Source organism: Sinomonas halotolerans, assembly GCF_039615075.1.
GTDB classification, from domain to species: domain Bacteria; phylum Actinomycetota; class Actinomycetes; order Actinomycetales; family Micrococcaceae; genus Sinomonas; species Sinomonas halotolerans.
Map to the genome: position 1 here is coordinate 85041 of NZ_JBDFRB010000001.1, position 12953 is coordinate 97993.

The 12953-nt window shown below is 73.8% G+C and carries 9 protein-coding genes; 6 read left to right on the top strand and 3 right to left on the bottom strand.

Going from position 1 to position 12953, the window contains the following annotated elements; all coding sequences use genetic code 11:
• The first annotated feature begins 20 nt into the window (after nt 1-20).
• Nucleotides 21-1601 carry an NAD-dependent succinate-semialdehyde dehydrogenase gene (locus tag ABCQ75_RS00405; RefSeq protein WP_427916011.1) on the top strand — a complete coding sequence of 527 codons (1581 nt, stop codon included), beginning with the start codon at nt 21-23 and terminating at the stop codon, nt 1599-1601.
• Nucleotides 1602-1677: 76 nt separating this feature from the next.
• Here ABCQ75_RS00405 and ABCQ75_RS00410 read toward each other — a convergent pair whose 3' ends face one another.
• The 3 genes from ABCQ75_RS00410 to ABCQ75_RS00420 are packed head-to-tail and all read right to left on the bottom strand — an operon-like array spanning nt 1678 to nt 6480.
• Nucleotides 1678-4080: a transglutaminase TgpA family protein gene (locus tag ABCQ75_RS00410; protein WP_345882404.1), complete on the bottom strand. Its 2403-nt coding sequence runs from the start codon at nt 4078-4080 to the stop codon at nt 1678-1680.
• Nucleotides 4077-5447, bottom strand: a complete 1371-nt coding sequence (locus ABCQ75_RS00415; protein ID WP_345882406.1) for a DUF58 domain-containing protein — start codon at nt 5445-5447, stop codon at nt 4077-4079. The genes ABCQ75_RS00410 and ABCQ75_RS00415 overlap by 4 nt, the downstream gene beginning before the upstream one ends.
• 13 nt (nt 5448-5460) lie before the next feature.
• A complete protein-coding gene (locus ABCQ75_RS00420) occupies nt 5461-6480 on the bottom strand; it encodes an AAA family ATPase (RefSeq protein ID WP_427916018.1) in 1020 nt (339 codons plus the stop codon).
• A gap of 197 nt (nt 6481-6677) precedes the next feature.
• Between ABCQ75_RS00420 and ABCQ75_RS00425 the strand changes: the two genes are divergently transcribed.
• From ABCQ75_RS00425 to ABCQ75_RS00445, 5 genes are all read left to right on the top strand, one after another.
• A complete protein-coding gene (locus tag ABCQ75_RS00425; RefSeq protein ID WP_345882407.1) occupies nt 6678-7634 on the top strand; it encodes a TatD family hydrolase in 957 nt (318 codons plus the stop codon).
• A gap of 277 nt (nt 7635-7911) precedes the next feature.
• Complete coding sequence (locus ABCQ75_RS00430; protein ID WP_345882408.1) at nt 7912-9075, top strand: transglycosylase family protein; 1164 nt, start codon at nt 7912-7914, stop codon at nt 9073-9075.
• A gap of 52 nt (nt 9076-9127) precedes the next feature.
• A complete protein-coding gene (rsmA, locus tag ABCQ75_RS00435; protein ID WP_345882409.1) occupies nt 9128-10003 on the top strand; it encodes a 16S rRNA (adenine(1518)-N(6)/adenine(1519)-N(6))-dimethyltransferase RsmA in 876 nt (291 codons plus the stop codon).
• Nucleotides 10004-10013: 10 nt separating this feature from the next.
• Nucleotides 10014-11006: a 4-(cytidine 5'-diphospho)-2-C-methyl-D-erythritol kinase gene (locus tag ABCQ75_RS00440; RefSeq protein ID WP_345882411.1), complete on the top strand. Its 993-nt coding sequence runs from the start codon at nt 10014-10016 to the stop codon at nt 11004-11006.
• A 32-nt stretch (nt 11007-11038) separates the two neighbouring features.
• Nucleotides 11039-12937: an ABC-F family ATP-binding cassette domain-containing protein gene (locus ABCQ75_RS00445; RefSeq protein ID WP_345882413.1), complete on the top strand. Its 1899-nt coding sequence runs from the start codon at nt 11039-11041 to the stop codon at nt 12935-12937.
• Nucleotides 12938-12953: the final 16 nt, after the last annotated feature.

Genomic DNA, 12953 nt, shown 5'->3' on the forward strand with positions numbered 1-12953 from the left:
CGGGTGATCGTGGTGCCGTAATGCGTGGACACGGGCGCCGGGCGCGTCCTAGCGTGGAATCAGTCCACTCACGCTCGCTGTCGAGCGTGCTGCCAGAAGGAGCCGACGTGTCCCAGAACACCGCTGTCACCCCTGAGCGCGAGCGGGAGCTGCTCGCCTCCGTCCCGACGGGTCTGCTGATCAACGGCGAGTGGCGTGAAGCCGCCGGCGGCAAGACGTTCGACGTCGAGGACCCCGCCACCGGGAAGACCCTCCTCTCGATCGCGGACGCTTCGAGCGAGGACGCGGTCGCGGCCCTCGACGCCGCCGACGCGGCGCAGGCCTCGTGGGCCCGGACCGCCCCGCGCGAGCGGGCCGAGATCCTCCGCCGCGCGTTCGACCTGGTCACCGAGCGCGCCGAGGACTTCGCTCTCCTCATGACCCTCGAGATGGGCAAGCCGCTCGCCGAGGCCCGTGGCGAGGTCACCTACGGGGCCGAGTTCCTCCGCTGGTTCTCCGAGGAGACGGTCCGCGACTACGGCCGCTACGTCACGACGCCGGAGGGCAAGAACAAGATCCTCGTCCAGCGCAAGCCGGTGGGACCCTGCCTCCTCATCACGCCGTGGAACTTCCCGCTGGCCATGGCCACCCGCAAGGTGGGCCCGGCGCTCGCAGCGGGCTGCACGGTGATCATCAAGCCGGCCAAGTTCACCCCGCTGACCACGCAGCTGTTCGCGTCGGTGCTGGTCGAGGCCGGCGTGCCGGCCGGGGTGGTCAATGTGGTGTCCTCCTCGAGCGCGTCCGGCATCTCCGGCCCGCTCATGAAGGACTCCCGCCTGCGCAAGGTCTCCTTCACGGGCTCGACGCCGGTGGGGCGCCGCCTGCTCGCCGACGCCGCCCAGAACGTCCTCCGCACGTCCATGGAGCTGGGCGGCAATGCGCCGTTCATCGTCTTCGAGGACGCGGACCTGGACAAGGCCGTGGAGGGCGCCATGGCGGCGAAGATGCGGAACATGGGCGAGGCCTGCACGGCTGCGAACCGCTTCCTCGTCCAGGAGTCGGTGGCCGCCGAGTTCACGGCCAAGTTCGCTGCGGCCATGGGCGCCCTCACCCTGGGCCGGGGCACCGAGCCGGAGTCGAAGGTGGGCCCGCTCATCGATGGCGGTGCGCGCAAGGACGTCCACGCCCTCGTGACCCAGGCCGTCGACGCCGGCGCGACGGTGGCGACCGGAGGCTCGCCGGTGGAGGGCGAGGGCTACTTCTACGCCCCGACCGTCCTCGCGGATGTCCCGAACGACGCCGAGATCCTCAGGAACGAGATCTTCGGCCCCGTCGCCCCGGTCACGACCTTCGCGACCGAGGAGGAGGCGATCCGCCTCGCCAACGCCTCGGAGTACGGCCTGGCCTCGTACCTCTACACCCGTGACTACGCGCGCATGTTCCGCGTGGCCGAGCAGATCGAGTTCGGCATGGTCGGCTTCAACGCCGGCGTCATCTCCAACGCGGCGGCCCCGTTCGGCGGCGTCAAGCAGTCCGGCCTCGGCCGGGAGGGCGGGGCCGAGGGCATCGCGGAGTACACGACGACGCAGTACATCGGCATCGCGGACCCCTACGCGGGGTGACCCGCTCAGCCGGTCACAGCGGGCGGAGGGATGGCCCGCATCGCGGACCCCTACGCGGGCTGACCCGCTCAGCCGGCTAGCCCCTCCGGGTGACGCGCGCCCAGAGGGCACGGGCTCTGGTCCCTGCAGCTGCGGCTGCGGGGGCCAGCCGCGTGAAGGGGCGGGCGAGCCAGGCCACGGACGAGGGCGGCACGGCAGCGATGCGTGCACGGCTGAGGGGGGCCTGGGAGGCCTTCCCGGCGCGGTGGATGAGCTCGACGGCGCGGCGCGCGGCGTCCTCGTCGGCGGTGTAGCCCGGGCGTCCGAAACCGTGGCGTTCGTATTCGCGCGTGAGCGTCGCGAGGGCGGCGCGGACGCTCCCGTCGTCGCCCGGAGCGGGGCCTGGCGGGTCGGGGCCGTCCGCGCCGTCGCGGCCGTCCCACACCGCCAGGCGTGCAGTGTAGGTCCGCGGGGTGTCCGAGGGCCTGGGGGCGAGGCCGTGGTCGGTGCCGATGGCTTCGAGCTCCTCCCAGATGCCGCCCAGGCCCCGGGCGAGGCGGCGGCGGCGCTGCACAGCCCGGACCGTCGCCGGGAGCGCCACGGCGAGGAGGATGGCGAGGGCGGCGAGGACGGCGAGCACTGGCGAGGCGCCCGAAGTGGGCCTCGCGTCCGGGGTGCCGTCTCCCGCTGGCGGGGTCGGCGTGGGCGTGGCCGTCGGAACGGGTGCTGCGGATTCGGGCGAGAGGGCGTCGCCGGGCACATCCCGGTTGGTGCTGGCCCCGGCGCCGGCGTCTTCGGAGGTTGCGTAGTCGGGCACCACTCCGCGTGAGGGGGTGGGCTCGAAGGGGACCCAGCCGAGCCCCTCGAAGTAGAGCTCGGGCCACGCGTGGGCGTCCCCGCCGTCGACCGCGAACTCCGGCAGCTCTCCCGCCCCCGGCACGGCGACGGTGCGGCCAGTCGCCGTGCCGGGGGCGAACCCGACGGCGATCCGGCTCGGGATGCCCAGCGTGCGGGACATGACGGCCATGGCCGCGGAGAAGTGGATGCAGTAGCCGGTGCGCTTCTCGAGGAACGTCTCGAGGACGTCCATGCCGGTGCCGTCGTAGCCGTCCTCCGCGGGGGTCTCCTCGGAGTAGGCGAAGCCGCGGAGGTATGACTGCAGGGCGAGCGCCCGGGCGTAGGGCGTCTCTGCGTCCTGGGTGACGGTCGCAGCCGTGTCCCGGACGAGGTCTGGAACCCCGCGCGGGACCTCCTGGACCGCGGAGCTGATGCCGCGCGGGGCATCCTGTGCGGCCGCGAGGCTCCGCCTGGTGATGACGGGCATGACGGAGCGCACCACGTAGGACTGGTCTCGGCTGGCCGCGGGCTCTCCCTTGATGCTCAGGTCCGCGGGGTCCCAGCCGAACCGCCCGCGCTCGCCCGTGACGGAGACGGGCGCATACGGGGCTGGCAGGTAGGGGCTCGTGAAGCCGCCCGTGGTCACCGCCGTGGTCGCGGCGCGTGTGCCCGGGGCCGCAGCGAGCGAGAGCCGCGGCGAGATGCCGTCGAGCGGGTACTGGCGCTGGCCGTCGCGGTTCGTGGGCGCCCAGGTCCCCCCGTCGAACCGGTCCACCGTGACCGTGCGCAGGTAGAGGGGCCTGTCCGAGTCGGTGGCGTAGCGGAGCACGCTCACCCCCGTGGCACTGCGCAGGTCGCTGCCGAGGGAGATGAGGGGATTGAGGCCCACATTCTGGCCGAGCGCGCCGAGACGGGAGCCTTCGGGGAAGAGCCCGCGGTCGAACCCCGGCACAGCCTGCGCGAGCACGAGCGCGGCGGCCACGATGCCGGCGGCCAGCGCCGCGATCCTCGCGGGGGAGGCGGCGGCGGCGAGCCTCGTCGGGGCCGCTCGGGGCCCATCACGGTGCCTCTCCGGCACCCGGACCGCGCCCTCGGGCGGGGCGGCCGCGAGGAGGCAGAGGTACCCGCCGGCGGCCGCGGCGAATCCGGCCGCTCCGATGCTCTCGGGCTTGAGCATGGCGGGGACCGTGAGCAGCGCGAGCAGGGCGATGCCCGAGAGCGCGGGGAGGCGGCACGAGAGCGCGATGGTCTCCGCGACGAGCGCGAGGAGTGCGATCGCTCCGGTCAGGAGTGCCACCGTCCCGACGTTCGGCGATGCGGGCACGGTCTCGTACAGCACCGTGTCCCAGGCCTGGACGGCGGCCTCGCGGGCAGCGACAAGCGCCGGGGGGCCCGGGACGAACCCCGCGATGCTCTGGTCGCGGAAGAAGAGGAAGCACATGGACGCCGTCCAGCCGGCGAGGCCGGCGAGCGCCACCGGGACGGGGTGCCATCGGAGGGCGCGCGCGACGCCGGCCGCCGCCAGGGTGGCGCACGTCACCATCGCGACGGGGTACAGCCAGCCGTACCCGCGCAGCACCCCGGCAAACGAGACGGAGCCGCCGATGACCGCGAGGGCCAGGGCGAGCTCCGCGGCGGCGAGGCGCCAGGGGGACGCCGTCATGGTGCCCCCTCTGCGCCGACCGCGCGGGCGAGGGCGGAAGGGTCCCGGTCGAGGGCCAGCCAGGCGGCCCTGACCTCGGTGCGCGGGCTGGCCTCGGCGACCTGCCAGCCGGCATCGCGGAGGATCTCGGCGGCGTCCCGCGAGCCGCGGGCGTGGTCGGTGACGATCAGCGCGAGGGCACGCTCGCTTGTCGCCGCGCTCGGGGCGAGGCTGCGTGCCGCGGCCGCACTGGTGCGGCCGAGCACCGCGACGACCGGTCCCCGGCCGCGGTGTGACTCGAGCCTGTCCAGAAGCCGGTCGGCGAGCCCGTCTCCCTCGTCGGCCGCGTGCGTGGGCGCGATCGCCGCGAGGCCCTCGGCGATGGCGGCGACCCCGCGTGGGCCGGCGTGGAGGGCGTCGTGCAGTCCCTCGTGCCCTCCCTCGCCCGAGGGGGAGGGCGCCGACGGGGAGGACGCGAGGGCGGGGGAGCCGGAGGTGTCCACGAGCCGCAGCGAGTAACCGAGGCCAGCGAGGTGGGCGGCGGCGGACATTGCGGCCGTGACGGCCCACTCGAAGGACGGGGACGGGCCGGCCCCCGAGGGGAAGGCGTCGTGGCGGAGGTCGAGCACGAGCGTGGCCTCGGGGGACGTGGCGGACTCCTCCTGCCGGACCATGAGCTCGCCCTGGCGCGCCGTGGCCGCCCAGTGCACGCGCCGCATGGGGTCCCCGGGCCGGTACTCCCTCGTCATGACGTCGTCGTCGTTGGGACTCGACTGCATGCGCGTGGGGACCGAGCCCTCCGCCCCGCGCAGGCCCGCGAGCACCGCGGAGGCGAGCGGCACGGCGGCGGGGGTCACCACGAGCCGGGTGTCCCCGCCGAGCCGGGCGCTCTGGGAGGCGAGCCCGAAGGGGTCGGTGTACCGGGCCTCGACCGGGCCGATCCGGTACAGGCCGCGCTGGCGGCACCCGAGCTCGTAGCGGTAGCTGCTCGCCCCGTCGCGCCCCACCACACGGCCGGGGTAGGCGAACGCGGGCCCCTGGCCGAACGCGGCGGGCAGGACCTCGGCCATCGCCAGAGTGCCGGCGAGGATCCCGCTGTGGCGCAGGCGCAGCGTCACCTCCGTGGCGGACCCCGCCTCCACCACCTCGGGCCGGGGCTCGCGCCGGACCTCGAGGCTCGGCCTCGTGAGCGCATTGGAGGCCAGCGCCGCGAGGGGCACGAGGGCGAGGAACACGGCCAGCTGGAGGAGGTCCCTCCGCCCCAGGACCTGGGCGGCCACGAGCACGACGACGGCCGCCACCACGAACGCCCACCCCCGGCGGGTGAGCGCCCCGCGCCAGTCGCGGACGCCCCGCGCCCTGCGGTCTGGCCCCCGCCCCGCCGGCATGGGAATCGCCTCCTCAGGCCCGTCGCCGCATGCTGCCGGCCCCGGGAGCCGGCACCGCCACGCCTGCGACGATCCCGTCCAGGACCGATGGGGCCGTCATCCCGCTTCCGGCAGCACGCCGGTCCAGGACCAGCCGGTGGGCGAGGACGGAGGACGCCATGGCGGCGACGTCGTCCGGGAGCACGAAGTCCCTCCCGGAGAGCGCCGCCCGGGCCTTCGCCGCGCGCAGGAGCTGGAGGACCGCCCGGGGGCTGGCCCCGAGCCGGAGGCGCTCGCTCGCCCTCGTCGCCCGCCCGATCGCGACCGTGTACTCCTTCACGGCTGCCGAGACGAAGACCGACCGGACGGTCGCGGCCATGGCGCGGACGTCATCGCCGGAGACGACCGGCTCGAGGCCCACGAGCGGTGAGACGGACTGGTGCGTCTCGAGCATCTCGGCCTCCGCGGCCGCGTCCGGGTAGCCCATCGAGATGCGGGCCATGAACCGGTCGCGCTGGGCCTCCGGGAGGGGGTAGGTGCCCTCCATCTCGATCGGGTTCTGGGTGGCGACCACCATGAAGGGCTCGTCCAGGGCGTAGGAGGTGCCGTCCACGGTGACCTGGTGCTCCTCCATGCACTCGAGGAGCGCGGACTGGGTCTTGGCGGAGGCGCGGTTGATCTCGTCGCCGATCACGATGTTCGCGAACACGGCCCCGGGGCGGAACTCGAACTGCCGTGTGGCCTGGTTGTACACGGACACCCCGGTGACATCGCTGGGGAGGAGGTCGGGGGTGAACTGGATGCGGTTCACGGTGCAGTCGATGGTACGCGCGAGGGTCTTGGCCAGCATCGTCTTCCCGACGCCGGGGACGTCCTCGACCAGGAGGTGGCCCTGTGCGAGCAGGACCGTGAGGGCGAGCCGCGCGGCCTCCGCCTGCCCGTCGATCACCCGTCCGATCGAGGCGAGGATCCCCTCGCAGAGCTCGCCGAACCGCTCCGCGCCCATCGGTTCGGGGACGGCCACCGAGCCATTGCGGGACGGGTCTACGCGCAGCGCTGTGGGGTGGTCGCCGAGCCGCGCCGGTCCGCCGTGATGTGACTCCAAGGGATCCCCCTCACCGTGCGCTTCACCGTGCTGCGCCTCTGCGCTTCCCACGTTACCCTTGCGGCCCGCCCGCTGGCACCCGCCGCTGGCACCCTCCGCTGGCCGGTGCTCCTTGCGGTGCCTGCGGTCTGGCTAGAGTGGGGGCCATGTGCTCTTCCGCGCCCCCTGCCGCCTACCGTTGGACAGACGAGACCGGCGGGGCCGCCGGGAGCGGAGGCCAGGACAGGGATGGCCAGCGCAGGGCATCGACCGACGAGTCAGGGCGCCGACGCAGGCTCGAGTACCCGCCGGCGCCGGAGCCGCTCCCGGTACCGGTGGTGGACAACCACACGCATCTCGACTTCCGCGACGGCCTCGTGGAGGTCGGCGTCCGCGAGGCGCTCGACGCCGCGGAGGCCGTGGGCGTGCACCGTGCCGTCCAGGTGGGCTGCGACCTGCCCTCCTCGCGGTTCACGGTCGAGGCGGTCGACGCCGACCCCCGCCTGCTCGGGGCCGTGGCCCTGCACCCGAACGACGCCCCGCGCTACGCGGCCCGCGGAGAGCTCGAGGCGGCCTATGCCGAGATCGAGTCGCTCGCAGCCCACCCCCGCATCCGCGCGATCGGGGAGACGGGGCTGGACTACTTCCGCACCCACGGCGAGGCGCTGTCGGTGCAGGCCGACTCGTTCCGATGGCACATCGACCTCGCCAAGCGACTCGGGAAGACCCTGCAGATCCACGACCGCGACGCGCACGACGACGTGGTGCGGGTGCTCGCGGAGGAAGGCGCCCCGGAGAGGGTCGTCTTCCACTGCTTCTCGGGGGACGAGGCCCTGGTCCGTGTGTGCAATGAGAACGGCTGGTTCATGTCCTTCGCGGGCACCTTCACGTTCAAGAACGCCGCAGGGCTCCGCGAGGCGCTCGCCGTGGCGGATCCGGGCCGCGTGCTGGTCGAGACGGACGCGCCCTTCCTCACCCCGCACCCCTACCGCGGCCGGCCCAACGCGAGCTACATGGTGCCGTACACCGTGCGGGCGATGGCCGAGGTCCTCGGTGCCGACCTCGCGGCCCTCTGCGCGCGGATCGGCACCAACACCGAGGAGGCCTACGGGCTCTGGGACTGAATCCTGCGCCCGCCGGTCACTGACGGGTGCGTCTGTGACCGTCCTGTGATTCTCGGCACGCTTTCCTTGGCCTACGGTAACGGTTCGGTTACAGTGGATGACCATAGCCGGGGTCGGAAGAGGCCACCGGACGCGCGCCCTCCCTCCCGGGACCACCGGCGAGGGGGAGGCAGCCGGCATCTGGTGCCCGCCCGGCGTCGTACGACGGCGGCAGGAGCCCCCTGTGCCGGGCGTCCAGTGCCCGCCGTGCCCGGGACCACCGAGGATCGGGCACCACGTGAGCAGACACTCCGCGCACCGCGCACTGACGACGCCGGCATGGCACTCCCTGCGCACCCCGCGCTCGCCCCTCCGAGTGGCGTCCCAGGCCGCCGTCGTCGCCGCCCTCGCCCTCGGCACCACGGCCTTCGTGGCCAACGGCAAGACGGTCACGCTGAGCGTGGACGGGGAGACGAGCACTGTGACGACGTTCGCGGGAACGGTCGGGCAGGTCGTCCAGAGCGCTGACGTGGAGCTGGCCGGAGCGGACCGGGTGAGCCCGGCGCTCGACTCGGCCCTCGCCAACGGCGCCGTCATCACGGTGGCGCGCGCCAAGGAGGTCACCGTGCAGCTCGACGGCGCCGAGCGCACGGTCCAGACGACCGTGCCCGACGTCGGCGGCCTCGTCGACGAGCTCGGCGTGGCCTCCAACTCGGTCGTCTCCCTCGACGGAGACGCCCTCGAGGGCGGAGCGCGCCTCGCCGCCGCCGGCACCGTCCTGCAGATCACGACGCCGAAGGACGTCACCGTCGTCGTGGACGGCCGCGCGGTCAAGCGCACGACGACGGCCGCGACCGTGGGCGACCTCCTCACCGAGCTCGAGACCGCGCCCCGCCCGGGCGACCATGTCTCCGCGCCGGCGAACGCCCCCGTCGTGGCCAACATGGTCCTCAAGCTCACCAGGGTGGGCGCCTCGAACGCCCCGACGGTGACCGAGACCCTCCCCTACAGCACCGAGAAGACCTCGGACCCCCGGCTCGCCAAGGGCCAGACCAAGGTCCTGCGCAAGGGCGTCGCCGGCGCGGTCCAGAAGACGTACCGCGTGGTGACGGTGGACGGACGTGTGGCGGTGCGCAGGCTCGTCTCGGAGACCGTCACGAAGGAGCCCGTGGCCGAGCGGATCGCTGTGGGCACGAAGTCCGCCGCTCCCGTCGTGGCGAACGCGGCCATGTGGGAGGCCATCGCGCAGTGCGAGTCCGGCGGCAACTGGTCGATCAACACGGGCAACGGCTACTACGGTGGCCTCCAGTTCGACATCCCCTCCTGGATCGCCAACGGCGGCGACAAGTACGCCCCCAACGCCTCCCTGGCCACGAAGGACGAGCAGATCGCGGTCGCCAACACGTACTACGCCAAGGCCGGCCTCGCCCCGTGGGGCTGCGCTCACGTCGTCGGAGGCTGAGGCCCCCGCTCCGGGGCCTGCCGGGCCTCGGAGGGGCGAGTACGATGCTTTGGTGACAGACGCACCCGGATCCCGCCCCCTCCTCGGCGCCGCAGACATCCGCTCCCTCGCGTCAGAGCTGGGGATCCGGCCCACCAAGACGCTCGGGCAGAACTTCGTGATCGACGGCAACACGATCCGCCGGATCGTGTCCGCGGCGGGCGTGGGCCCCGAGGAGACGGTCCTCGAGGTCGGTCCCGGGCTCGGATCGCTCACGCTCGGCCTCCTCGACGCGGCGGCCCACGTCGTCGCGATCGAGATCGACCCGGTCCTCGCCGGAAGGCTGCCCGCCACCGTCCAGCGGTGGCGGCCGGACGCGGTCGGCCGGTTCGACCTCGTGACCTCGGATGCGCTCAAGGTCACCCGGCTGCCGGCCGAGCCCACGGCAGTCGTGGCGAACCTGCCGTACAACGTGGCCGTCCCCGTGGTCCTGCACCTGCTCGAGCACTTCCCGAGCCTGCGACACGGGCTCGTCATGGTCCAGGAGGAGGTCGCGGACCGGCTCGCCGCCGGGCCCGGCTCCAAGGTCTACGGCGTGCCGAGCGTCAAGGCCGCGTGGTACGGCACCATGCGCAAGGCGGGCGTGATCGGCATGAACGTCTTCTGGCCCGCGCCGAAGATCCACTCGGGCCTCGTGGGATTCGTCCGCACCGACCCGCCGCAGACCACGGCGTCGCGTGCCGAGGTCTTCGCGGTGGTCGACGCCGCGTTCGCCCAGCGGCGCAAGACCCTGCGCGCGGCCCTCTCGGGCTGGGCGGGGAGCGGCGCGGAGGCCGAGGAGATCCTGCGCGCGGCCGGCGTCGAGCCGAGCGCCCGCGGCGAGGTCCTCGGCATCGCGGACTTCGCCCGCATCGCGGAGCAGAAGGCGCTCCGCGCCGCCGCCCGCTAGCGTGGAGCCCATGAGCACCCCCACACGCCCCGGCTCCGGCCGCATCCCCGCAGGCCCTCCCGCGCGCCCGCGCTCCGTGCGCGCCAAGGCCCCGGGGAAGGTCAATGTGTCCCTGAGCGTGGGCCCGGCGCGTCCCGACGGCTACCACTCGGTGGCCAGCGTGTACCTCGCCGTCTCCCTCTTCGAGGAGGTCACGGCGACCACCACGGCCGAGCCCGGCGTCACGGTGAGCCTCAGCCCGGAGAGCACGCTGGACCTCGAGGGCGCCGAGATCCCCCTCGACGAGCGCAACCTCGCCGTGAGGGCCGCGCGCCTCATGGCGGAGGTTTCCGAGAAGGCCACCGGCGTGCACCTCGAGATCACCAAGCGCGTGCCTGTGGCCGGCGGCATGGGCGGCGGATCGGCCGACGCCGCGGCGACCCTCCTCGCGTGCGACGCGCTGTGGGACAGCGGCCTGTCCAAGGAGGAGCTCGCCCACCTCGCCGCCGAGCTCGGGGCCGACGTCCCCTTCGCGCTCCTCGGGGGCGCCGCGGTGGGACTCGGGGTAGGCGACCGGCTCTCCCCGGCCCTCGCCTCGGCCCGGCTCGACTGGGTTCTCGTCCCCGCCGACTACGGCCTCAGCACGCCCGCGGTGTTCGCCGAGCTCGACCGGCTCCGAGGCGCCGAGGGCATCGACGTCCCCGAGCCGACCGAGGTCGAGGCCGGCATCCTTGCGGCCCTCCGCAGCGGCGACTCGGGCGGGCTCTCCCACCTGCTCGTCAACGACCTCCAGCGCGCGGCGATCAGCCTCGCGCCCCAGCTGCGGGACACGCTCGGCTGGGCGGACTCCCACGGCGCGCTCGCGTCCCTCGTCTCCGGCTCGGGCCCCACGGTGGCCGTGCTCGTCCGGGACGCCGCCGCCGCTGCCGAGACAGTCGCCTCGCTCGCGCACCTCGGCGTCGAGGCCCACGCGGTCCACGGCCCGGTTCCGGGTGCGCGCATCCTGAGCGATACCCTGCTGTAGTCCCTTTTCGCGTCTGCACAGGAGGATCCCCTTTGGCGCACCTGCTCGGCGGCGAGAGCCTCTCCATCTCCTTCGGCACCCGCACCGTGCTGGACGGCGTCACGGTGGGGCTCGACGAGGGGGACCGGATCGGGATCGTGGGGCGCAACGGCGACGGCAAGTCGACCCTCATGCGCCTGCTCGCCCAGCGGATCACGCCGGACTCCGGCCGCGTCACGAAGCGCCGGGACGTCACGGTCGGCTACCTCGACCAGTCTGACGTCCTCGACGGCGACCTCACGGTCGGCGTCGCGATCGTGGGGGAGCGCGCGGACTACGAGTGGGCTTCCAACCCCGCGATCCGGGAGATCATGGGCGGCCTCGTGGAGGACGTGGACTGGCACGCCCAGGTGCGCTCCCTCTCCGGGGGGCAGAAGCGCCGGGTGGCGCTCGCGAAGCTCCTCATCGAGCCCCATGACGTGATCATGCTCGACGAGCCCACCAACCACCTCGACGTGGAGGGGGTCGCGTGGCTCGCCCGCCACCTGAAGACCCGCTGGCGCGCCAACGAGGGGGCGTTCCTCGTAGTGACCCACGACCGCTGGTTCCTCGACGAGGTCTGCACCGACACGTGGGAGGTCCACGACGGGATCGTGGACCCGTTCGAGGGCGGCTACGCGGCCTACGTCCTCGCGCGGGCCGAGCGGGACCGCATGGCCGCCGTCGTGGAGGGCAAGCGCCAGAACCTCATGAAGAAGGAGCTCGCGTGGCTCCGCCGCGGCGCACCCGCCCGCACGTCCAAGCCGAAGTTCCGCATCGACGCCGCGAACGACCTCATCGCTGACGTCCCCGAGCCGCGCGACACGGTGGCCCTGTCCCGCATGGCCAGCGCGCGCCTCGGCAAGGATGTGATCGACCTCGAGGACGTCACGCTCGCGTACGACGGCGATGCCTCCTCCGGGGCTCCGCCCCTCTTCGACCACGTCACCCTGCGCCTCGCGCCGGGGGAGAGGGTCGGAATCGTCGGCGTCAACGGCGCCGGCAAGTCCACGCTCCTGCGGCTCCTCGCCGGCGAGATCGCGCCGACCGCGGGGCGGGCCAAGCGCGGCAAGACCGTGGTCCCTGCGGTGCTCAGCCAGGAGGTGCGCGAGCTCGACGAGGTGGCGGACCTGCGCGTCGTGGAGGTCATCCAGCGCGAGAAGCAGACCGTGGTGGTGGGCGGCAAGGAGCTCAGCGCGGGCCAGCTCGTCGAGCAGCTCGGCTTCACGAACGAGAAGCAGTGGACACGTGTCTCCGAGCTCTCCGGCGGCGAGCGCCGCCGGCTCCAGCTCCTGCGGCTGCTCGTGGGCGAGCCGAACGTGCTCATGCTCGACGAGCCCACCAACGACCTCGACACCGACACGCTCGCGGCCGTGGAGGACGTCCTGGACGGCTGGCCCGGCACGCTCGTCGTGGTGAGCCACGACCGCTACCTGCTCGAGCGCGTGACCGACCACCAGCTCGCCCTCCTCGGCGACGGGAGGATCCGCGACCTGCCCGGCGGCGTGGACCAGTACCTGCAGCTCCGCGAGGAGGCCCTCGCCGTGGCTGAGTCCGCGGCAGGCTCGACCGCGGCCGCTGGCGGCACTGCCGGCGGAAGCGGCGCCGCGAGCGGCCGGGGGAGCGCTGCCACCCCGGCCACGGCGGGCGGCGGGCCAACCATTGCCGGCGGCTCCGCACCGGCGTCGCGCTTCACGGAGGCGCAGAAGCGCGAGGCGCGCAAGGAGCTGGCCAGGATCGAGCGGCAGCTCGGGAAGCTCGCCGCGCAGGAGGAGAGGCTCCACGCCGACATGGCGGCCTCGGCGGACGACTACGGCCGGATCGGCGAGCTCAACACCCAGCTGCAGGACGTCCTCGCCCAGAAGGACGAGCTCGAGCTCGCGTGGCTCGAGGCCTCCGAGGTGCTCGAGTAGCCGGTGCCCGAGCAGG

Coding starts and splice junctions, on each gene's coding strand:
- ABCQ75_RS00415 (WP_345882406.1), bottom strand. CDS start 5,447: ATGCCGGCGGGGCGGGGGCCAGACCGCAGGGCGCGGGGCGTCCGCGAC.
- ABCQ75_RS00440 (WP_345882411.1), top strand. CDS start 10,014: ATGAGCACCCCCACACGCCCCGGCTCCGGCCGCATCCCCGCAGGCCCT.
- ABCQ75_RS00410 (WP_345882404.1), bottom strand. CDS start 4,080: ATGACGGCGTCCCCCTGGCGCCTCGCCGCCGCGGAGCTCGCCCTGGCC.
- ABCQ75_RS00405 (WP_427916011.1), top strand. CDS start 21: ATGCGTGGACACGGGCGCCGGGCGCGTCCTAGCGTGGAATCAGTCCAC.
- ABCQ75_RS00425 (WP_345882407.1), top strand. CDS start 6,678: ATGTGCTCTTCCGCGCCCCCTGCCGCCTACCGTTGGACAGACGAGACC.